We start from the raw sequence: 19825 nt of genomic DNA, 5'->3' as shown, positions 1-19825 counted from the left end.
CGCGCCCCGGTACTGGCGCACGCCCTTTTGTTCCCGCCCGTCGTACAGACGAGTGACATGTACGACAGGATTCTCGTCCCGCTCGACGGCAGCGCCCCCGCCGACGAGGCGCTCGAACGCGCCATCGACCTCGCCGCGACGGCGGACGCGACGGTGTACGCACTCTACGTCGTCGACGAGCGCGTCCTCCACGCGACCCAACTCGACGCCGGCGGCCTCGTCCGCGCCTACGAGGAGGAAGGCGAGCGCATCGTCTCCGAGGCCGTCGAGGCGGCCGACGCGGACGGCGTCGAGGTCGTCACGGCCGTCGAACACGGCTCGCCGCACCGGGCGATTCTCCGGTACGCCGAGGAGGTCGACGCCGACCTCATCGTGATGGGCACCCACGGCCGCCGGGGCATCGAGCGCTACCTGCTCGGGAGCGTCACCGAGCGCGTGCTCCGGATGGCCGACGTGCCGGTACTCACCATCCGAAGCGAGGACTCGCCGGTCGAAGACGAGCAGTCGCTGGACGCGGACGTGTAGTCGCGGGGCGACGGCGCGGAATCGACAGGGCGACCGATGCTGGCGAACCGGGTGGAGTCGGTTAAGTAGTCCGCCGGGAAATCACCCGACATGCGCGCCTTCCGCGTCGCCTACGACGGACGCCCGTACAACGGGTTCCAGCGACAGCCGGACGTGCCGACCGTCGAGGACGCCCTCTTCGACGCCTGCCGCGCGCTCGGCGTCTGCGACGACGACGAGGAACCGACCGACTACGCCGCCGCCGGGCGGACCGACGCGGGCGTCTCCGCGCTCGCACAGACCGTCGCCTTCGAGTGCCCCGACTGGTGTACGCCGCGGGCGCTGAACTCGGAGCTCCCGGGCACGGTCCGGGCGTGGGCCGCCGCCGACGCCCCCGACGACTTCCACGCCCGACACCGGCCGACCCGCCGCGAGTACGTCTACGACCTCCACGCGCCGAGCGAGGGGTTCGACGACGCCCGGGCGCGAGACGCCTTCGACGCCTGCCGCGGCGAACACGACTTCCACAACCTCACGCCCGACGACCACGGAACGGTCCGGGCCATCGACGGCGACCTGACCCGCGACGGCGACTTCCTCCTCGTGCGCGTCGAGGCCGGCGGCTTCGCCCGCGAACTCGTCCGCCGACTCGTCTCGCTCGTCCGCGCCGTCGGGTCGGGCGCGGCCCCGCCGTCGAAGGTGGACGACGCGCTCGGTCCCGACCACCTCGACGGCCCCGCGGGCATCGCGCCCGCGCCGCCGACGCCCCTGCTTCTCACGGCGGTCGACTACCCGAACGTCGAGTTCGACGTGGACTCGATGGCCGCCGAGAGCACCGCGGCCGCCTTCGGCGAGCGGGCGCTGGCGGACCGCATCGGCTGGCGCGTCGGGTCGCGCATCCGCGACGGAGTCGTGGCGGGCGACGCCGGAAGCGTCGGTGACGGCGAAGACAGCAGTTGACGGACGCGCGAGGAGTCAATAGCCCTCCGGAGCGGTTGGGGTCGCACATAGCAACGTTATCTTGGTTCGGGTGCGAATCGCCGACCATGTGCTACGACGCTGTCATCTTCGACAACGACGGCGTGCTGACGAAGCCGACGCTCCTCGAAGTCCAGCGGGAGGCGGTCAGGCGGGCGTTCGCCGAGTTCGACGTCGAACCGACGACCGAGACGGTCGACGGGGTAATCAACGGCGGGCTCACGCGCCTGCGCCGCATCTGCGCGGTCCACGACGTGCCGGTCGACGACTTCTGGTCGCACCACGAGAGTCACGCCGCGGCGACCCAGCGGGCGTGTCTCGAAAACGGGACGAAACCGCTGTACGACGACGTGACCGCCCTCGACGACATCGACCACCCGCTGGCGGTCGTGAGCAACAACCAGCACGCGACCATCGAACACATCCTCGACGTGTTCGACATCGACGACCGCTTCGAGGTGGCCTACGGCCGCGACCCGACGGTCGAAGGCGCGCGGGTGAAAAAGCCGAACCCGCACTACATCGAGCGCGCGATGGGCGACCTCGGCGTCGACTCGGCGCTCTACGTCGGCGACAGCAACGTCGACGTGGTCGCGGCCGACCGCGCCGGCATCGACTCGGCGTTCATCCGCCGACCGCACCGCGACGGCTACCAGTTGGCCGCCGAACCGACCTACGAACTCGACTCGCTGGACGAACTGCTCGCGGTGTGCTGACGCGCGGAAGCACGACTCCCGCGATCCTCACCGCGGGTCCGCGGCCCCGAGCCGCGTATCGACCAGTAGACACATCACGCGGCTCGCCGTCGGCTCACGCATGGACCGGTCCGCCGCGTGGGACGCGACCCTCCGCATCGTCTTCGGCCTGTTTATCGTCGGCGTCGGCAACGCCGTCGGCGGCTTCCTCGCCAGCCTGACGGGCATCGCCGGCCTCGCGCTCTATCTCCTCATAGCCGTGCCGACGTTCGTCTACGGGATGTACTACGTCGTCATCGGGGCCGGGATGGTCGTCGAGGCCGCGACCGAAAGCGCGCTCGAAGCGGCGGAGCTAACGGTCGAAGTCAGCGACGCCGACGAAGGCGGCGACGGGCGCGACTCGGGCGGCGACAGAGGAGACGACACCGAGTCGTCCGCGCGCGACTGACCGCCGGACTCACTCCCAGCCGTCGGGCCAGATGCCCGCGGCCCGCATCCCCGTCTCGAAGTCGGCGTCGCGGAACGCCGCGGCGAGGTCGTCGTCGTCGAGCCGCGGAATCTCCCCGTCGGCGGCCGCCGCCGCGAGTTCGCGGACGATAAGTGCAGTTAGCATCCCGTGTTCGCGGACGTTTCTGTCGTCGACCTTGTCGCGGGTGTCGGCGTGGGTGTGGCCCCAGCCGCGGCCGCGCTCGCCGCTTTCGCTCCTGAGCTGAAGCGCCGGGACGCCGGCGCGGACGAACGGCCACTGGTCGCTGAAGGGGTGCGGTTCGGGTTCGATTTCGACCGGGTGGCGCGTCTCGTTGCCGACTCGGGTCGCCACCTCGGCCGTCGCCTCCGAGGTGTGGCTGTGGGCGACGAGGTCGCGGAACCGCCCCGCGCCGTCGACGTTGACGACGGCGGCGACGCGGTCGAGGTCGAGTCGGTCCGCGAGGTGTTCGGAGCCGGTCAGCCCGAGTTCCTCCGCACCGACGCCGACGACTTGGACCCCGAGGTCGAGGTCCATCTCGGCGAGCAGTCGCGCCGCGGTGACGACGACCGCGATGCCACAGCCGTTGTCGAGCGCGCCCTCGGCGATGTCGTGGGCGTCGAAGTGGGCACAGAGGACGAGTTCGCGGTCGGTGTCGGGGCCGACGCGACCCTCGACGTTCCGGCTCTCGCCGGGCGTCGTCTCGGCGTCGACCGCGAGGGTCGCCTCGCCGCCGCGGGCCGCGTAGTCGGTCAGCCACGACCCGGTTTCGGCGCTCACACCGACCGCGGGCGCGGCGGCCTCCTCGTCGTAGCGGAGCGCCCCGGTGGGCGGGAGTTGCCCGGGGAGGTGGTTGACGAAGACGAAGCCGACCGCACCGGAGTCGATTGCGTAGTTGAACTTCTCCATCCGGTGGACGAACCGGCCGCCGGCTGGCGTCGTCGTGCTGGCGACGGCGAGCGCGCCGTCCACGTCGGCGGCGTCGATTTCGCTCGGCGTGCCGTAGCCGACATCGACCAGCGGGCCGGAGACCGTCGCCGGCGGAGCGTACGGGAGCGCGACGGCCTCGAAGCGCCGCTCGTCGGGCGCGGTGAGGTCGAGCGTCGTGTCGCCGCGGGTCCAGCGCGCCATCTCGAAGGGGTCGAACTCGACGCGCCTGACGCCCGCGTCGGCGAGGGCGTCGGCGACGAGCGTGCTCGCGCGGCGGTCGCCCGGCCCGCCGGCCATCCGGTCGCCGATGGCCGTCAGGTCGGTGAGGAACGCCCACGGGCGGTCGTCGACCCACGTCCGGGCGAACGCCTCGCGGACTGCGGAGGAGAGGTCGTCCATAGCACTCCCACACGCTCGCCGAGCAAAGTGATTTGCGCCGCCGGGGGCCGCCACCGGACCTTCGCGGTCGAAGTCGGTGTCGGGTGCCGAAAATCGCCCACAACATCTAACTCAGTTGACGTGGTACGCACGACCGCCATGCCTACATGTCAGAACTGCAATTCTTTCGTCACGGAAGGCTACGTCAGGGTGTTCGCCCCGGAGGGCATGGACGCCCCCCGCGTCTGTCCGCACTGTGAGGACCTAGTCCGGGACGGTTCGCAGGTCCGAGAAGCGAGAGCGACCCGACACTAACCGCGACGCGACCGCCCTCCTCGTCCCCGCTTCGCCGGTCGATTGATAAGGCTTACCACCCGCGCGTGCGTCGGATTATCCAACATGAGTTCGGTTCCCGAGCGGAGCGACATCGACGAGGAGTACAAGTGGGACCTCGACAGCATCTACGCGTCTGACGAGGAGTGGGAGGCGGCGTACGAGGACGTCGCAGAGCGCGTCCCCGAACTGGCGAGCTACGAGGGTCGCGCCACCGAGGACCCCGAGACGCTCCTCGAACTCCTCGAGACGATGGAGTCGGTGCTCCGCGAGGTGTCGATGGTCGTCTCCTACGCGAACCTCCGCAGCAGTCAGGACACCCGGAACCAGGAGTACCAAGCGCAGGCCGGCCGCGCGGAGGCGCTGGCGTCGAAGGCCCGGAGCGCGGTCAGCTATCTGGACCCCGAGCTACAGGAACTCGGGCGCGACGGCGTCGCCGAGTTCGTCGAGGAGGAACCCGAACTCGAAGCCTACGAGCACCACTTCGACGACGTGCTCCGGACGAAGGAACACACCCGCTCCGCCGAGGTCGAAGAGGTCCTCGCCAACCTCTCGGACGTGACCGGCGCGTCGAGCGATATCTACTCCATGCTCGCCAACGCCGACCTCGAGTTCCCGACCGTCGAAAAGCCCGACGGCACGTCGGTCGAAATCACGCAGGGCAACTTCACGAAGCTTCAGAAACACCCCGACCGCGAGTTCCGCCGGACCGTCCACGAGGAGTTCTACGACCGCTGGGCCGACGTGCGCAACGCCGTCGGCACCTCGCTGAAAAACAGCGTCAAGAAGGACGTGAAGACCGCGCGCATCCGCGACTACGAGACCGCCCGCGAGGCCGCTCTCGACGGCCCCAACGTCCCGGTCGAGGTGTACGACAACCTGCTCGACACCGTCCGCGACAACCTCGGCCACCTCCACCGCCACGCCGAGTTGAAGCGCGAGGCCATCGGCGCGGACGAACTCCAGATGTGGGACCTGTACGTGTCGCTCACCGGCGACCACGGCCCCGAGATTCCGTACGAACAGGCGAAGGAGTACATCATCGAGGCCGTCGAACCGCTCGGCGAGGCGTATCAAGCGCGGATGGCCGAGGGCCTCGAAGACCGCTGGGTCGACGTGTACGAGAACCGCGGCAAACGCTCGGGGGCGTACTCCGCGGGAACCTACGACACCCAGCCGTTCATCATGATGAACTACCAGGACGACGCCGCATCGATGTTCACGCTCGCCCACGAACTGGGCCACTCGATGCACTCCGAACTCGCCAACGACGCCCAGCCGTGGCACGACGCGAGCTACGACATTTTCACCGCCGAGGTCGCCTCCACGGTCAACGAGACGCTCCTGACCGAGTACCTACTGGAGAACGTCGACGACGACGAACTCCGGACGCACGTCCTCGACGAGTACCTCGAACGGTTCCGCTCGACGCTGTTCCGCCAGACGATGTTCGCCGACTTCGAACTCCAGATTCACGAAATCGTCGAGGACGACGGCGCGCTCACGCCCGACCGCTTCGACGAACTGTACGGCGACCTGAAGGCGGCGTACTACGAGCCCGCGGCGACCGACGACCACATCGCCCGCGAGTGGATGCGCATTCCGCACTTCTACTACAACTACTACGTCTACCAGTACGCGACGGGCATCTCCGCGGCGGCGGCCATCGTCGAGCGCATCCGCGAGGAAGGCGAGTCGGCCGCGGCGGACTACCGCGAGGCGCTCGCGCTCGGCGGCAGCGAGTACCCCCTCGACGTGCTCCAAACCGCCGGCGTCGATATGACCGAACCCGAACCCATCGAGGACGCGATGTCGGTCTACGCCGAGTTCCTCGACGAGGCCGCGACGCTCCTCGACCTCGAATAACCGAAAAATCGCAGGCCGGACTCAGCCGACCTGAACGAGTTTGGCCTGCCCGGACGCGCTGTTGATGTGGACGTTGTACTCCCCGCGGTCGTCGGCGGCGCGGACGACCCACGCGGACCGCTGGCGAGACGGCGATTCGATGACGGCGTCGTCGTGGCCGGTGTGGGCGAGCTTTTCGCGCGCGATGCGCTGTGCCTCGAGCGCCGAGCGGACCGACTGCTCGCCGTCGCGGAGCCGAATCGTCGTCACCGGGACGCTGGCGAGTCGGCCGACGCGCTCGGCGACGCTCCCGTTGAACAGTCGGTCCACGCCCTCGCGGCCGTGAGTGCCCATCACGATGAGGTCGGCGTGGTTCGCCTCGGCGAAGTCGGCGATGGTCTCCGCGGGGTCGCCGACGAGGACGGTCGTCTCGACTTCGACGCCGTGGTCCTCGGCGCGTTCGACCACGTCCGCGAAGGCGCGTTCGCTCCGCGACTGCGAGCGCTCGCCGTCGTCGTCGGTGTCCACGGGCGGTCGCGTGACGTACAGGGCGTGAACCGACGCGCCGACCGCGTCCGCGAGGCGAATCGCGTGACTCGCGGCGTTCATTGACTCGGGACTGGTGTCGACGGGAACGAGGATGTTGGTGTACATTTGTTGGCCCTCCTGAGCCAGAATACGGCTGGCGCGGGGTAATATCGGGTATTTGGTTCTTATATTTCGAGAATGAGCGGGGCGGTATGTAGCCCGGTGCGTGCTATGTTCGGTAAGCGCCGCACACGACGGCGTCGTCAAATTATGAATGACGGATGGAACATCGTCGTCTGCGTCAAGCAGGTTCCCGATGCGGACGACGTCACGATAGACCCCGATACGGGGACGTTGAACCGCTCCGACGCGCCGGCGGTGCTGAACAAGCCCGACCACAACGCCGTCGAGTCCGCGCTCGCGCTCCGCGACGCCGTCGGCGGGACCGTGACCGCAATCACGATGGGACCGCCGCCGGCCAGCGCCGTCCTGCAGGCGGCCGTCGCCGCGGGCGCAGACGGCGGCGTCCTGCTCACAGACCGCGCGTTCGGCGGCAGCGACACGTGGCCCACGAGCCTCGCGCTCGCGCGGGCGGCCGAAGAACTCGACGCCGACGTGGTCATCTGCGGCGAGGAGAGCACCGACTCCTCGACCGGACAGGTACCGCCGGGCATCGCCGCCCACAACGGCTGGGCCCAACTCACCTACACCGAATCGCTCGACCCCCGACCCGACGAGGGCGTCCTCGTCGGCACGCGAGACGTCGAGGGCGGCTACGAGCGCGTCGCCGCCGCGCTCCCGGTCGTCGTGGCGATGGTGTTCGGCGCGAACGACCCGCGACCCGCCGGGTTGCACCGGAAGATATTCGCCGAGACCGAGTTCGAACCCGTCCAGTGGACCGCCGCCGACCTCGACATCGAAGACCGGGTCGGCCTCGCCAACTCGCCGACGAAGGTCGGCGGGATGGACACCGCCTCGCCGGTCGAACGGGAGCGGACGCGCGTCGACAGCGTCGAAGCCCTCTACGACCACCTCGCGGAGGTGCTCTAGATGAGCGCCGCGAGCGGGCCGGAAATCGACGTGGCCGACTACCGGGACGTCTGGGTGTTCGTCGAACAGCACGACGGTGAGGCCGCGCCGGTGTCATGGGAACTCCTCGCGAAGGGCCGCGAACTCGCCGACGAGACGGGCGAGTCGCTCGTCGCGCTCGTCGTGGGCGACGGCGTCGCCCACCTCGCAGAAGAGGCGGTGGCCCGCGGGGCCGACCGCGCGCTCCTCGCCGACGACCCGGTGTTCGAACCGTACCGCGCCGACCCCTACGGCGAGCAGTTCCGCGCGCTCGTCGAGGCGCGCAAGCCGAGCATCGTCCTCATCGGCGGGACCCACACCGGCCGCGACTTCGCGGGCCGGGTCGCGGTGCCCGCCCACGCCGGCCTCACGGCCGACTGCACCGAACTCGCCGTCGACGAGGCGGGGCTCCTCCTCGCGAGCAGACCGACGTTCGGCGGGAGCGCCATGGCGACCATCAAATGTCCCGCCCACCGCCCGCAGATGGCGACGGTCCGCGCCGGGGTGTTCGACGCCGGCGAACCCGCCGAAGCGGCCGAAAACGCGGCGGAGGCCGTCGAATCGGTCGACGTCGTCGTCGCCGAGGAAGACACGCTCTCGACCGTCCTCGAACGGGTCGTCGGCGGCGTCGTGGACATCACCGACGCGGACGTCATCGTCGCCGGCGGGGCCGGGTGCGAGGGCGACGTGACGCCGCTCGTCGAACTCGCGGAGGCGCTCGGCGGCGAAGTCGCCGCCACTCGCGCCGCCGTCGAGGAGGGCTGGGTCGAACCCGCGCGGCAGGTCGGCCAGACGGGCAAGACCGTCCGACCGCACCTCTACATCGCCGCGGGCATCTCGGGTGCCGTCCAGCACCTCGAAGGGATGAACGGAAGCGACGTGGTGGTCGCCGTCAACACCGACCCCAACGCGCCCATCTTCGAGCACGCCGACTACGGCATCGTCGGCGACCTTCACGAGGTGCTTCCCGCGCTGACTGCGATGGTCCGCGAGAAGCGGGAGGTGGCGGCATGAGCCACGAGACGACCACGGCGGGCGGCCTGCAACGCCCGGCGCTCCAGACGGAGACGCCGAACTACGACGACGCGTTCGACGCCGTCGTCGTCGGTGCCGGGCTGGCCGGCACCGCCGCGGCGCTGACGATGGCCCGCGACGGCCTCGACGTGCTGATGCTCGAACGCGGCCCCGCACCGGGGACGAAGAACGTCTTCGGCGGCGTGCTCTACACGCCGACGATTCGGGAGTTAGTCGATATCGACGGCGCGCCGCTCGAACGCTACATCGCCGAGAAGCGCTTCTCGATACTCTCGTCGGACGGCGACGAGACCGCGATGTCGATGCGCCCCGGCGCGTGGCGCGACGACCCCCACAACGACTCCTACACCGTCCTCAGACGGCGGTTCGACGAGTGGTTCGCGAAGCAGGCGGTCGAGGCCGGCGTGACGCTCGTCACCGAGACGACGGTCACGGGACTCCTCCGCGACGGCGGCGCTATCGTCGGCGTGACGACGGACCGCCCGGACGGAGAGATTCACGCCCCGGTCGTCGTCCTCGCCGAGGGCGCGAACTCGCTCGTGACCGAGGGCGCTGACCTCAAGGAACGTCCCGAGCGCGAGGAAGTCGCGGTGTCGGTCAAAGAGGTGTTCAAACTCGACCGCGACACCATCGACGACCGCTTCCGCCTCGACGGCGACGCCGGCGCGGCCTACCAGTACTTCGGCGAGGGTGCCGTCGGCGAGGCAGTCGGCGGCGGCTTCGTCTACACGAACAAGCGCTCCGTGAGCGTCGGGGTCGTCTACCGCGTCGAAGACGCCGCGGCCGGCCAGACGCCCGAGGCGACGCTCGACGCCTTCGAGTCGCACCCGGCGGTCGCCCCGCTCATCCGCGGCGGCCGCCGCATCGAGTACAGCGCGCACGTCGTCCCCGAGGGCGGCGCTCGCGCGATGCCCGACCTCGTCCACGACGGGGCGGTCGTCGTCGGCGACGCCGCCGGCCTCGTGCTGAACAGCGGCGTCCACCTCGAAGGGACGAACATGGCCGTCGAAAGCGGCTACCACGCCGGCAAGGCCATCGCGGCCGCGCTGGCGGACGGCCGAAGTGACGCCGAGGCGCTCGCCGCCTACGCGCGCGACCTCGACCAATCGTTCGTGGTCGAGAACCTCCGCCACTACGACTGGTTCCAGCGGACCATCGCGGCGGACCGACAGTTCCTCTTCGAGGACCTACCGCGCGCCCTGGCCAGCGCCGAGACGGAGTACTTCAAGATGGACCGCACGTCGAAAGACGAACACACCGGCGCGGCCCGCGACCACCTCGTCGCCGCCGCGGGCGGGTGGTTCGGCGCGGCGAAACGCGCCTGGCGCTTCCGGAGGATGTTATCATGAGCACCGCACAACCCCACGTCCCCGACGTGAGCATCGAAGACCGTCTGTACACGGTCAAGTACCGCGACGCCGGCGAGTCACACCTCGGCGTCGAGAACCCGGACGTCTGCGCCGACTGCACCACCAACGAGTGCACGTCGGTCTGTCCGGCCGCGGTCTGGACGGTCGACCCGGACGGCGACGGCGTGCCGTCTATCGCCTACGAGAACTGTCTGGAGTGCGGGACCTGCCGCTACGGCTGTCCGTACGACAACGTCGAGTGGACCTATCCGAAGACCGGCGGCGGCGTCGTGTTCAAACAGGGCTGAAAAGCCACACACCCCCAGTTTCGGAGGTTCACGGTCGGTATCTGCCCAAACCAAGATATAGTTGGGTCAGTAACATGTGTGCAGGGACTATCGATGTCAGACGAGTGTTTTCGTTTAACTCTGGGGGAACAGACGGACGTTGACGAGGTGGTGCTCGGGTTTCGAAAGGGAGGTGAGTACTACGAGCTTGCGGTGTTAGAACCGCCGCTACAAGCAGAGATACGAAAGGAATGACACAGCCTACGCCCGGACGCTGTTAACCCAGCTGTCGAGTTCGAACTCATCAGCCCAATTGACGTTTGGAGACTTCTTGCGTGCTTGTTCAACACGGAGACCCATGGATGTTTTCGGCGCTTCGTTAATTGGTACGATATACGATTCCTCAATCTCAGGAGCGTAAACCGCGAAGATGTCTATCTGCCCGTCATATCCCTCTTTTTTGACTCGTCGAGTTAGGGTACCTGAGCTACGAGTTTCAAACTGAACTCGCCCATTGGTCAACCGGCCAGTCTTCACTTGAACACGATAGAATGTACCAGCGATTTCGACGACGAAATCGTACCGTTCGTTGTCACCAAATGGCTCTAATACGGTGACTCCACGGCGAGTGAATTCGAAGAGAATCGCTGCCTCACTACACTGTCCCCGTTGCTTTGGGTGACTAATCTCGTCCATAGCTCCACAAGGATTCTGTTTGGAAAGAACGGCAGGTACAGAGTGAAAGTAGTCAACGCGGTTCGAAAGACAGCCCGGGGATGCTGTCGCTCGCTGACGTAGAAGTTGGAAGAACAGCGTCACTCCGCACGAAGTTCGTCGCAGAAACGGGCTGGGAGGGACTTGAACCCCCGACCGTCTGGTGTCTTCCGAAACCACGCGACTCGCGTAGTCCCGCTAAAAGCCAGACGCTCTGCCTAACTGAGCTACCAGCCCTCAGCGATTTCTTAAGTGGGGATACTGATAAGCGTTTATTTTCGCCGCCCCCTCCTGCTTTGTACCCCGTTCCCGTCCCCCACAATATGGACCTTCGCGACTTCGTGGACGCGCTGCTCCGGTTCGAGAGCGTCGCCCGCGCCGAGGCCCCGGCCCAGCAGTGGGTCAAAAACCGACTGCACGACTTCGGCTTCGACACCTACGAGTGGACCGCCGACCCGGCGCGTCTGGCCGAGCACCCGTCGTTCCCCGACGACCCCGACGACCCCGACGACATCGACACGGCGAACCGCCCGAGCGTCGCCGGCGTGGTCGAGTTCGGCGACCCCGACGCGGGCCCGACGCTCGTCCTCGACGGCCACGTGGACGTGGTGCCCGCCGACAGAGAGCTGTGGTCTCACGACCCGTTTTTACCCGACTGGGACGACGAGGCCGGCACCGTCAGCGCCCGCGGCGCGGCCGACATGAAAGCGGGGGTCGCGGCGTGCGTCTTCGCGGCGCTCGACCTCCGAGACGCCGTCGAAGCGGGCGACATCGACCTCGACGGGCAGGTCGTCGTGGAGAGCGTCGTCGGCGAGGAGGAAGGCGGCATCGGGGCCGCGGCGGCCGCGCTCGAAAACCCCTATCCGTTCGAGCGGGACGCCGCGCTCGTCGCCGAACCGACGCGGCTGAAGCCGGTCGTCGCCACCGAGGGGTCGGTCATGAAGCGACTCCGACTGACCGGGCGCACGGCGCACGCCGCCTCGCGGTGGCGCGGGGTGGACGTCATCGAGAAGTTCGAGGCGATTCGGGAGGCGTTCTTCGACCTCGAAGCGGAGCGGACCGACGCGGTCTCGCACCCGCTGTACGACTACCCGATTCCGTGGCCCGTCTGCGTCGGCCGCGTCGAGGCGGGAACGTGGGCGTCGAGCGTCGCGGGGACGCTCACCGCGGAGTGGCGACTCGGCGTCGCGCCGGGCGAGACCGTCGCCGAGGTCGAAGCCGCGTTCGAGGAACGACTGTCGCGCGTCGTCGCCGACGACGAGTGGCTCTCGGCGCACCCGCCGGCGTTCGAGCGGTTTTCGGTGCAGTTCGAACCGGCCGAAATCGACGCCGACGAACCGGTCGTGGAGTCGCTGCGCGCGGCGCTCCGGGCCGACGGCCGCGACGACGACCCCGTCGGCGCGACCTACGGAGCGGACTCGCGGCACTACGTCGAAGCGGGTATCCCGACGGTGCTGTTCGGGCCGGGCGACATCGACCAAGCGCACTTTCCGGACGAGACGGTCGAGTGGGAAGAAGTCGAGGTGGCGCGGGACGTGATTCGCGAGACGGCGACGCGGTTCCTTCAGTCGAGATAGTCGTCGAGGGCGTCCGCGACCACGTCGCCGGGAGCGGTGTCTTCGAGCGAGGCGCGGCGGCGGAGTTCGAGGTAGACGTCGGGCGGGAGCGTCACGTCGAGCGTGCCGATATCGACGCCGTGGGCGGAGAGCGCGTCCACGGCGGGCGTGCCGTCGTTGACCTCGCTGGCGAGGCGGCGGACCTCGCGCACGGTCAGGCCGGCGTCGAGCGTCGCCCACGCGAGGTGGAGTCTGGCGTCGCCCGAGACGCGGGCGATGTGCTTGGCGGCCGTGGGGGCGATGCGGCCGCGGGCGACGTGCCGGCGGACCGACTGCGGGAGGTCGTGGACCCGGGCCCACTTGCGGATGAAGGAGACCGACACGTCGCCGCCGGCGCGCTCGGCGGCGCGCTTGTAGGAGCCGACGCCGCGGACGAGCGCGGCACAAGCGGCCGCGCCGCGAAGCATGAACACGTGGTCGTCGTCGCCGGCGGTGGACTCGGAGAACGAGCGGACCGTTCTGGCGGCCTCGGCGAGGCTGTCGGGGTCGGTGGGGTCGAAGCCGACGGCCTCGCGGGCGCGGTCGCCCGTGACGGCGGGGTCGCCGCGGACGACCGGTTCACCGACCGGTTCCCGTCGGTCGGCCGGAACCTCGGTCGTTCGGCGTTCGTCGTTCGTCATCTACGAGTCGGTAACGCGTTCGGCCTTAAAAACGTCCCCCCGAGAGGCGAGATTCGCGCGCGAGCGGTCGGCGGGCAGAATACGAGCAAGTAGCTGGAGGCCCGCAAACGAGGGACGGCAGAGGGCGGGGGGGTCGCTGACGGCGACCGATTACGGGCGGTCGGCGGGCGGTTACTCCTCGCGGGACTCCGAGAGGTGCGACCAGATTTCGGTACAGCCCGCGCCGTCTTCGAGGTCCTTGAGGTGGGCCGTGGGGTCTTCTTCGTCCGTCTCGGTTGACGGGTCGGCCTCGGCGTCGGCCTCGCGGTCGAGTTCGGGTTCGAGTTCTGCCTCGCCGGTCATGCGTCACCCTCCTGCGACTGTTCGAACAGCTCTGGGGCGACGTCGGCGGAGGCGTGTTGTCGGACGGCGGTGCGGTGGTCACTCATCACCACCACGTACCGGCCGGACCCGCATAAGGGAATCCGCACCTGTAATGTGTACCCCCACTCCCGGCTACCGGAACGGGTTGCCCCTACCTCTGACGGTCGATTTCGGCCACAATCGCACGACTACGCCGGAACGACCGCCAAAACGCGCGTCGCGCTCCCCCGCGGGGATTGCGGACGCCACCCAGCATAGGTAGCCAGAGCGCGGAAGGTGAGGTATGAGCGTCTCCCTGCGCGTCCTCGACGACGGGGCGTGGGTCTCCGTGAACGACGCCAGAGAAGTGAGCGTGAGCGAACTCTGGCGGCTCGACGACCCGTCATTCTGTGGGTGCGAGCTTCCCGACTTCGTCGTCGAGAACGTTCTCGACGTCGGTGCGGACGGCAGAACCGTCTCCGCGAAGGTGTACGGCCAGTGTATCGCCTGCGGCCAGACGGGCGTGCCTGGCTGGGTTCCGGTCGGCAGGCTCCGCGAGGGCGAATTCGTCGATATCGACCGCGAGCGGGTCGTCCTCCCGGTTCGACGCGGCGACGACGACGAATAGGCAACATTCTCCTCTTTTGGGCAGCACCGGGAAGGGTTGACGGTACGCTCGGGGCCTTACGTGGGCACGTATATGGACATTCATACGAATGCCCACGGACGTCGAACGCTGGAAGTCGGAGGTCTACGGTAACGAGATACGAGAGCACCTGCTCGAATTCGCCGAGCAGGGCTGGGACACCATCCCGGAAGACGAGCGAGACGCCTGGTTCGAGCGCTTCAAATGGTGGGGACTGTACCACCAGCGCAACGGCCAAGAGAGCTACTTCATGATGCGCATCGGGACGCCGAACGGCGTGCTGACGCCCGGCCAGACCGAAGTCGTCGCGGAGGTCGCCGACGAGTACGCCCGCGGCCCCGCCGAGAACCCCATCTTCGGCAACGGCTACGTCGACTGGACGACCCGCCAGTCGATTCAGCTCCACTGGATCAAACTGGAGGACATCCCGGAAATCTTCGAGAAGCTCGAATCGGTCGGTCTCTCGACGCAACAGGCCTGCGGTGACTCGTGGCGCAACATCGTCGGCTGTCCCGTCGCCGGCAAGGACAAACACGAGCACGTCGACGCGCTCCCCGTCGCGATGGAGCTCAACGAGACGTTCAAGGGCAACGACGACCACTCGAACCTCCCGCGCAAGTGGAAGGTCTCTATCACCGGCTGCCGCGAGGGCTGCGGACAGGGCGACATCAACGACCTCGCGCTCGAACCCGCGACCAAGGAGATAGACGGCGAGGAGACGAAGGGCTTCAACATCCGCATCGGCGGTGGCCTCTCGCGTAACGAGCCGCGGCTCGCCCGCGACATCGACGTGTTCGTGACGCCCGAGCAGGCCGCCGAGGTCTCGGGAGCCATCTCCGCGCTGTTCCGCGACAACGGCGACCGCGACAACCGCTACAACGCCCGCATCAAGTTCCTGATGGACGAGTGGGGCGCGGAGAAGTTCCGCAACGTCCTCCAGGAGGAGTACGTCGACTTCGAACTGGAGACCGCCGGCGACGACCTGCGCTCGGAGTACTCCTACAACTCCGGCTACGCCGATGGCGGTCACTCCGACCACGTCGGCATCCACGAACAGGCCGACGGCAACTACTACGTCGGACTCGACGTGCTCGTCGGCCGCATGGGCGTCGACGACACGAAGGAACTCGCCCGCATCGCCGACGAGTACGGCTCCGGCGAGGTTCGCATCACGCAGCGCCAGAACGTCATCATCACCGACGTTCCCGAGGAGAAACTCGACGCGCTGCAGGACGAGGACCTCCTCGACCACTACTCGCCCGACCCGCACCCGTTCATGCGCGGCTCCATCGCCTGTACGGGCACCGAGTTCTGTTCGCTCTCCATCGTGGAGACGAAGAACCGGCAGGTCCGCTACGCCCGCTGGCTCAAGGAGAACGTCGAACTCCCCGCGGGCGTCGAGGACTTCCACATCCACCTCTCGGGCTGTACGGCCTCCTGCGCGCAGCCGCAGATTGCCGACATCAGCCTCCGCGGCATGAAGACCCGCAAGGACGGCGAGCCGGTCGAGGCGCTCGACATCGGTCTCGGCGGCGGCCTCGGCGAGAACCCGAACTTCGCCGAGTGGGTCACCCAGCGCGTCCCCGTCGACGAGGTGCCGGGCGCAATCAAGAACCTGCTCGCGAACTTCGAGGAGCGCCGCGAGGGCGACGAGACGTTCCGTGAGTTTGTCGCCCGGACGGACGAGGAGGACCTCGCCGAACTGGTCGAACCCGAAGAGACCAGCTACGAGGACCCGATGATGCACAACACGAAGCGCACGTGGTACCCCTACGCCGACGACGACAGCCTCGACGCGAGTCCCGCGCCGACGCACGGCGACGGCACGCCCATCACGAGCGACGACTGAGCGGGTCGCCGGCCGACGACCGAGCGCGCCGACCGCGTTCGTCGCCGGGTTCCGACGCCGGCTCCCGCCGGTGACGACTCCGCCGCGCTACCTATTTACGACGACACCAAACACTACTCACAGATGCCAGACCGAATCCTGAAGGTCAACGCCTACACGACGCTGGACCTCGTCGACGCGTCGGCGACGGGTCACGACTTCGAGGAGTCGGCGTTCGCGGTGTGCAACGTCACCTCGCCGCGGAAGCACCCCGACGAGATTACCCTCGAACTCGAACTCGACTGGACGCAACTCGACGCGCTCCCGCCGCACGCGGACAAACTGACGCTGTCGCCCGAGGAGGCCCGAAAAATCGCGGCCGACCTCGAAAAGCACGCCGACCGCGTCGAAGCCGAACAGCGCGACTGACCGCAGTCTCCCGATTTTCGACGACTTTCGACGACCCCGAGCGGCGCGACCGGCCGTGCGACCTCGCCGCCCCATGACAACACCACCCATGACAACTTCTAACCTAGATTAGTCAACGAATCGTGGTAAACGGTGACTCGAACTGCGTATTCGTATTGCAACGAGACCAATCGTTAGACATATGACTTCGGAAGTCGCAGGATGTGTTGTGATACAGACGACGCCTCTACGCCGTCCACGCACCGAGCGTCGACCGCACTCCACCTCCCGCGCTCACCCGGCGAATCGAACGCCGGCCACAGCGCGGGGGGTGGTGGCGTGAGCCGTCACCGGACTCTCGTCCTCTTCGTCGCGGCCGCGGTGCTGTTCGGCACCTCCTTCGTCGGCATCAAGGCCGCCATCGGCTCGGTCCCGCCGGTGCTGTTCGCCGCCTTCCGCGTCGACGTCGCCGCCGTCGCTCTCCTGACGCTCGTCGCCGTCCGCGGCGGCTACTGGCTCCCGCGGACCCGCGCCGACGCGCTCGGCATCCTCGCCAGCGCCGCGTTCGTCCTCGGAGCGAACAACGTGTTCCTCTTCCTCGGCCAGCAGCACGCGACGACCGGCGCGGCGGCCGTGATGTACAGCATCATGCCCGTCGCCTCCCCGGTGTTCGCCGTCCTGCTCCTCGACGACGCGCGCATCTCGGCTGTCGACGCCGCCGGCATCCTGCTCGGACTCGTCGGTGTCGTCGTCATCGTCGGCCCCGAGAGCGTCCTCGGCGGCGGGAGCGTCGGACAGGCCCTCATCGTCTGTTCGGCGCTGTCGGTCGCCTTCGGGACCGTCCTGCTCAAGCGCGTCGGGCCGTCCATCGGGACGCTCCCGCAGACCGCGTGGGCGATGGCGGCCGCCGCCGTCGGCATCCACGTCGCCAGCCTCGGTCTCGGCGAGTCGGTCGCGCAGGTCGCGTGGTCGCCGGAACTCGTCGCCGCGATTCTCTACGTCGGCATGCCCGCGACCGCCGCGGCCTACCCGGTCTACTTCGCGCTCCTCGCGGAGGCCGGCCCGGTCCGCGGCAACCTCGTCGCCTACGCGATGCCGGTCGTCGCCACCGTCACCGGGTGGGCGTTCCTCGGCGAGTCGGTCTCGCCGGCGACCGTCCTCGGCTTCGGGGTCATCCTCTCGGGGTTCCTCCTCGTCCAGCGCGACAGCGTGGCTCGGGTGGTCGGTCTCCGGGGAAGCGTCCCCGCGGAGGCTGAATAAGAAAACAGAACTCGAAGCGCGGACCGACTTCAGGCCGCGACCCGTCGCCGGACCGCGACGGCGACCGACACCAGCGTCTCCTTTTTCATCGCGGCGAAGCCGAAGAAGATGGCTCCGAAGCCGACGAGCGCAGACGTGTCGATGACGTGGCCGAGAAGCACCCAACTCATGAGCGCCGCGACCACGGGTTCGACGTAGCCGATGAGGTTGAGTTCGGTCGGCCCGAGGCGGTCCAGAAGCTCGAAGTAGAGGAGGAACGCCACCGCGCCGGAGACGAGCGTCAGGTAGAGGAACGACGCGATGCCGGTGGGGGCGAGTTCGATGGCCGAAAGCGACTCGCCGTTGGCGAGCGCCCAACCGTGGAGCAGGACGCCGCCGCCGAGCATCGCCCACGCCTGCATCGACTGGACGGGGAGGTCGGTCCGGAGCGGACGGGTGAGGACCGCGCCGAGCGCGAACGACACCGCGGCGAGGAAGATGAGGACGATGCCGAGCCCCTGCGACGAGCCGGACGGCCCGGAGAGCGCCGAGACGGGGTCGGCGACGAGGACGACGCCGGCGAACCCGGCGAGGAGGCCGACCGCGCCGGTCGTCCCCAGCGAGCGCTCGGTGAGGATAAACGAGGCGAAGACGGCGGTCAGGATGGGCGAGAGGCTGATGATGATGGAGGCCACCGCGCCGGGGACGTGTTCCTGTCCGAGGTAGAGCAGGCCGTGGTGGGCGGCGATGATGAACACCGCGCCGATGGTCGTCGCGAGCAGTTCGTCTCTCGTCTCCGGCCGCCAGCGGTCGGTCGAGTAGCAGGCGTACGCCAGCATCACGAGTCCCGCGAGTTCGTAGCGAAGCGCCGCGAAAGAGAGCGTCGGGAAGAACTCCAACCCGACCTCGATGGCGACGAACGAGGTTCCCCACATCGCCGCGAGCGCGACGAAAAGCAGGGGCGTCGTCGGAATGTTTCTCCAAGTGGTACGCGTCATGGTCGAATCTGTTTCAGTTCTCAGAGACGCGCCTTGTTAAAGCCTTCTACAAGAGATTCGTTATAGATTGGAGATTAGATTAGATTTTGAGTGTTTTTCTGTATCAAACGCTCTTTAATTCGTGATAGTTCGAGAGCACGAGAGAGGTGGCGAAAACGGCGGACAGAACAAGGACTTACGTCACCGACCGCAACGAGAGGGTATGGACGAACGCGACGTGCGCCTGTTGAAGGCCATCGCGGACCTCGGGACGGGCAGTCCCGAGAAGCTACACGAAGAGACAGACATCCCAGTCTCGACCATCCACTACCGCCTGAACAACCTGAAGGACGACGGCGTCATCGAGAACGACCTCTACGACATCGACTTAGAGGCGTTCGGACTCGGCGTCACCGTGGTCGTGGAAGTGCTGGCGGACTACAGCGGGTCGTACGAGGAAGTCGGAAACAAACTGCTGGAGATAGAGGGCGTCACGCAGCTCTACTTCACGATGGGTGAGACGGACTTCATCGTCGTCGCCCATCTCGCGGACTCCGACCGCGTGGAGCGCCTCATCAGCGACTTCGAGGCCACGCCGGAGGTCGAGCGGACGAACTCGACGTTCGTCATCTCCGCGATGCGCGACAGCCACCGGGCGCTCCAGAGCTACACGCTGGAGACGCTCCTCGACGAGTTGGGTATCGAGGACTGAGAATCGGCCGGGGACGTATCACGGTTCCGCTCGTACGCTCGACCATGGCGAACGAGGTGCGGACGTGACTGGTCGAACGGACCTACTCGGACGACGAACAGAACGTCATCGTCCTCGTGTACGCGACTCCCGACGGGACGCGCTACCACCGCAAAGAGCGCTCGCTGACGAGTTTCGAGTCCGACGTGCGCGACACCTACGCCGCCGTCGACGTGCCCGAGGACGAACTGGGCCGCGTCTCCGACGAGGAGACGAAGGCGGCGTACGCGGCCGCCGCGACCGAGATGGCCGAGTCCCACGAGCCGACTGACACGGTCTGAGAGCGTC

At 68.0% G+C, this 19825-nt stretch carries 23 protein-coding genes and 1 tRNA gene; 17 read left to right on the top strand and 7 right to left on the bottom strand.

Annotation, left to right across the window (positions count from 1 at the left end; translation table 11 throughout):
• The first annotated feature begins 57 nt into the window (after positions 1 to 57).
• The 4 genes from AUR65_RS07700 (at position 58) to AUR65_RS07685 (ending at position 2625) form a co-directional block, all read left to right on the top strand.
• The gene (locus tag AUR65_RS07700) at positions 58 to 525 is read left to right on the top strand and encodes a universal stress protein (RefSeq protein WP_058566281.1); all 468 of its coding nucleotides are present in this window, start codon (positions 58 to 60) and stop codon (positions 523 to 525) included.
• Between the two features lie 90 nt (positions 526 to 615).
• Positions 616 to 1464 carry a tRNA pseudouridine(38-40) synthase TruA gene (gene truA / locus AUR65_RS07695; protein WP_058566280.1) on the top strand — a complete coding sequence of 283 codons (849 nt, stop codon included), beginning with the start codon at positions 616 to 618 and terminating at the stop codon, positions 1462 to 1464.
• A gap of 86 nt (positions 1465 to 1550) precedes the next feature.
• Positions 1551 to 2198, top strand: a complete 648-nt coding sequence (locus AUR65_RS07690; protein WP_058566279.1) for an HAD family hydrolase — start codon at positions 1551 to 1553, stop codon at positions 2196 to 2198.
• Positions 2199 to 2298: 100 nt separating this feature from the next.
• The gene (locus tag AUR65_RS07685) at positions 2299 to 2625 is read left to right on the top strand and encodes a hypothetical protein (protein ID WP_058566278.1); all 327 of its coding nucleotides are present in this window, start codon (positions 2299 to 2301) and stop codon (positions 2623 to 2625) included.
• A gap of 9 nt (positions 2626 to 2634) precedes the next feature.
• On the opposite strand, the gene AUR65_RS07680 is transcribed toward AUR65_RS07685, so the two are convergent.
• On the bottom strand, positions 2635 to 3972 hold the full coding sequence (locus AUR65_RS07680) for a M28 family metallopeptidase (protein WP_058566277.1): 1338 nt from the start codon (positions 3970 to 3972) through the stop codon (positions 2635 to 2637).
• Between the two features lie 138 nt (positions 3973 to 4110).
• On the opposite strand from AUR65_RS07680, the gene AUR65_RS20590 reads away from it, so the two are divergent.
• Positions 4111 to 4266 (top strand): DUF7563 family protein, encoded by a 156-nt coding sequence (locus AUR65_RS20590; protein WP_013035426.1) that lies wholly within the window; start codon positions 4111 to 4113, stop codon positions 4264 to 4266.
• A gap of 84 nt (positions 4267 to 4350) precedes the next feature.
• Positions 4351 to 6150 carry an oligoendopeptidase F gene (pepF, locus tag AUR65_RS07675; RefSeq protein WP_058566276.1) on the top strand — a complete coding sequence of 600 codons (1800 nt, stop codon included), beginning with the start codon at positions 4351 to 4353 and terminating at the stop codon, positions 6148 to 6150.
• A 21-nt stretch (positions 6151 to 6171) separates the two neighbouring features.
• Here the strand turns inward: pepF and AUR65_RS07670 are convergent, their stop codons facing one another.
• The gene (locus tag AUR65_RS07670; protein WP_058566275.1) at positions 6172 to 6783 is read right to left on the bottom strand and encodes a universal stress protein; all 612 of its coding nucleotides are present in this window, start codon (positions 6781 to 6783) and stop codon (positions 6172 to 6174) included.
• Between the two features lie 144 nt (positions 6784 to 6927).
• On the opposite strand from AUR65_RS07670, the gene AUR65_RS07665 reads away from it, so the two are divergent.
• The 4 genes from AUR65_RS07665 to AUR65_RS07650 are packed head-to-tail and all read left to right on the top strand — an operon-like array spanning position 6928 to position 10417.
• Positions 6928 to 7707, top strand: a complete 780-nt coding sequence (locus AUR65_RS07665) for an electron transfer flavoprotein subunit beta/FixA family protein (RefSeq protein ID WP_058566274.1) — start codon at positions 6928 to 6930, stop codon at positions 7705 to 7707.
• Entirely contained in the window at positions 7708 to 8739 is a 1032-nt protein-coding gene (locus tag AUR65_RS07660; protein ID WP_058566273.1) for an electron transfer flavoprotein subunit alpha/FixB family protein, read from the top strand.
• A complete protein-coding gene (locus AUR65_RS07655) occupies positions 8736 to 10109 on the top strand; it encodes an FAD-dependent oxidoreductase (RefSeq protein WP_058566272.1) in 1374 nt (457 codons plus the stop codon). The genes AUR65_RS07660 and AUR65_RS07655 overlap by 4 nt, the downstream gene beginning before the upstream one ends.
• Positions 10106 to 10417 carry a ferredoxin family protein gene (locus tag AUR65_RS07650; RefSeq protein WP_058566271.1) on the top strand — a complete coding sequence of 104 codons (312 nt, stop codon included), beginning with the start codon at positions 10106 to 10108 and terminating at the stop codon, positions 10415 to 10417. Before AUR65_RS07655 ends, AUR65_RS07650 begins: the two co-directional genes overlap by 4 nt.
• Positions 10418 to 10657: 240 nt before the next feature.
• Here AUR65_RS07650 and AUR65_RS07645 read toward each other — a convergent pair whose 3' ends face one another.
• On the bottom strand, positions 10658 to 11092 hold the full coding sequence (locus AUR65_RS07645; protein WP_084816392.1) for a group I intron-associated PD-(D/E)XK endonuclease: 435 nt from the start codon (positions 11090 to 11092) through the stop codon (positions 10658 to 10660).
• Positions 11093 to 11239: 147 nt separating this feature from the next.
• Positions 11240 to 11347 (bottom strand) — tRNA-Lys (locus AUR65_RS07640).
• Between the two features lie 86 nt (positions 11348 to 11433).
• On the opposite strand from AUR65_RS07640, the gene AUR65_RS07635 reads away from it, so the two are divergent.
• Positions 11434 to 12687, top strand: coding sequence for a M20/M25/M40 family metallo-hydrolase (locus AUR65_RS07635; RefSeq protein WP_058566270.1), 1254 nt, complete (start codon positions 11434 to 11436; stop codon positions 12685 to 12687).
• On the opposite strand, the gene AUR65_RS07630 is transcribed toward AUR65_RS07635, so the two are convergent.
• The gene (locus AUR65_RS07630) at positions 12675 to 13346 is read right to left on the bottom strand and encodes a DUF7119 family protein (RefSeq protein WP_058566269.1); all 672 of its coding nucleotides are present in this window, start codon (positions 13344 to 13346) and stop codon (positions 12675 to 12677) included. The genes AUR65_RS07635 and AUR65_RS07630 overlap by 13 nt on opposite strands.
• Positions 13347 to 13517: 171 nt before the next feature.
• Positions 13518 to 13688: a hypothetical protein gene (locus AUR65_RS19910; RefSeq protein ID WP_199180574.1), complete on the bottom strand. Its 171-nt coding sequence runs from the start codon at positions 13686 to 13688 to the stop codon at positions 13518 to 13520.
• 304 nt (positions 13689 to 13992) lie between these two features.
• On the opposite strand from AUR65_RS19910, the gene AUR65_RS07625 reads away from it, so the two are divergent.
• The 4 genes from AUR65_RS07625 to AUR65_RS07610 all read left to right on the top strand — a co-directional run bounded on the left by AUR65_RS07625 (position 13993) and on the right by AUR65_RS07610 (position 17830).
• The gene (locus tag AUR65_RS07625; RefSeq protein ID WP_004041667.1) at positions 13993 to 14316 is read left to right on the top strand and encodes a hypothetical protein; all 324 of its coding nucleotides are present in this window, start codon (positions 13993 to 13995) and stop codon (positions 14314 to 14316) included.
• A gap of 88 nt (positions 14317 to 14404) precedes the next feature.
• Positions 14405 to 16183, top strand: coding sequence for a nitrite/sulfite reductase (locus AUR65_RS07620; RefSeq protein WP_058566268.1), 1779 nt, complete (start codon positions 14405 to 14407; stop codon positions 16181 to 16183).
• A gap of 123 nt (positions 16184 to 16306) precedes the next feature.
• Positions 16307 to 16591, top strand: a complete 285-nt coding sequence (locus AUR65_RS07615; protein WP_058566267.1) for a DUF6360 family protein — start codon at positions 16307 to 16309, stop codon at positions 16589 to 16591.
• Between the two features lie 318 nt (positions 16592 to 16909).
• Positions 16910 to 17830 (top strand): DMT family transporter, encoded by a 921-nt coding sequence (locus tag AUR65_RS07610; RefSeq protein ID WP_058566366.1) that lies wholly within the window; start codon positions 16910 to 16912, stop codon positions 17828 to 17830.
• Positions 17831 to 17859: 29 nt separating this feature from the next.
• Here the strand turns inward: AUR65_RS07610 and AUR65_RS07605 are convergent, their stop codons facing one another.
• The gene (locus AUR65_RS07605; RefSeq protein WP_058566266.1) at positions 17860 to 18807 is read right to left on the bottom strand and encodes a DMT family transporter; all 948 of its coding nucleotides are present in this window, start codon (positions 18805 to 18807) and stop codon (positions 17860 to 17862) included.
• A 202-nt stretch (positions 18808 to 19009) separates the two neighbouring features.
• Here AUR65_RS07605 and AUR65_RS07600 point away from each other — a divergent pair, with 202 nt between their 5' ends.
• Positions 19010 to 19498: an Lrp/AsnC family transcriptional regulator gene (locus AUR65_RS07600; protein ID WP_058566265.1), complete on the top strand. Its 489-nt coding sequence runs from the start codon at positions 19010 to 19012 to the stop codon at positions 19496 to 19498.
• 68 nt (positions 19499 to 19566) lie between these two features.
• On the top strand, positions 19567 to 19818 hold the full coding sequence (locus tag AUR65_RS07595; RefSeq protein WP_233194356.1) for a hypothetical protein: 252 nt from the start codon (positions 19567 to 19569) through the stop codon (positions 19816 to 19818).
• Positions 19819 to 19825: the final 7 nt, after the last annotated feature.

The sequence above is a fragment of the Haloferax marisrubri genome (assembly GCF_001469875.2).
In the GTDB taxonomy this organism is placed as follows: Archaea; Halobacteriota; Halobacteria; order Halobacteriales; family Haloferacaceae; genus Haloferax; species Haloferax marisrubri.
The sequence above is the reverse complement of the archived record's forward strand: the minus strand, read 5'-3'. Positions and strand labels throughout refer to the sequence as shown.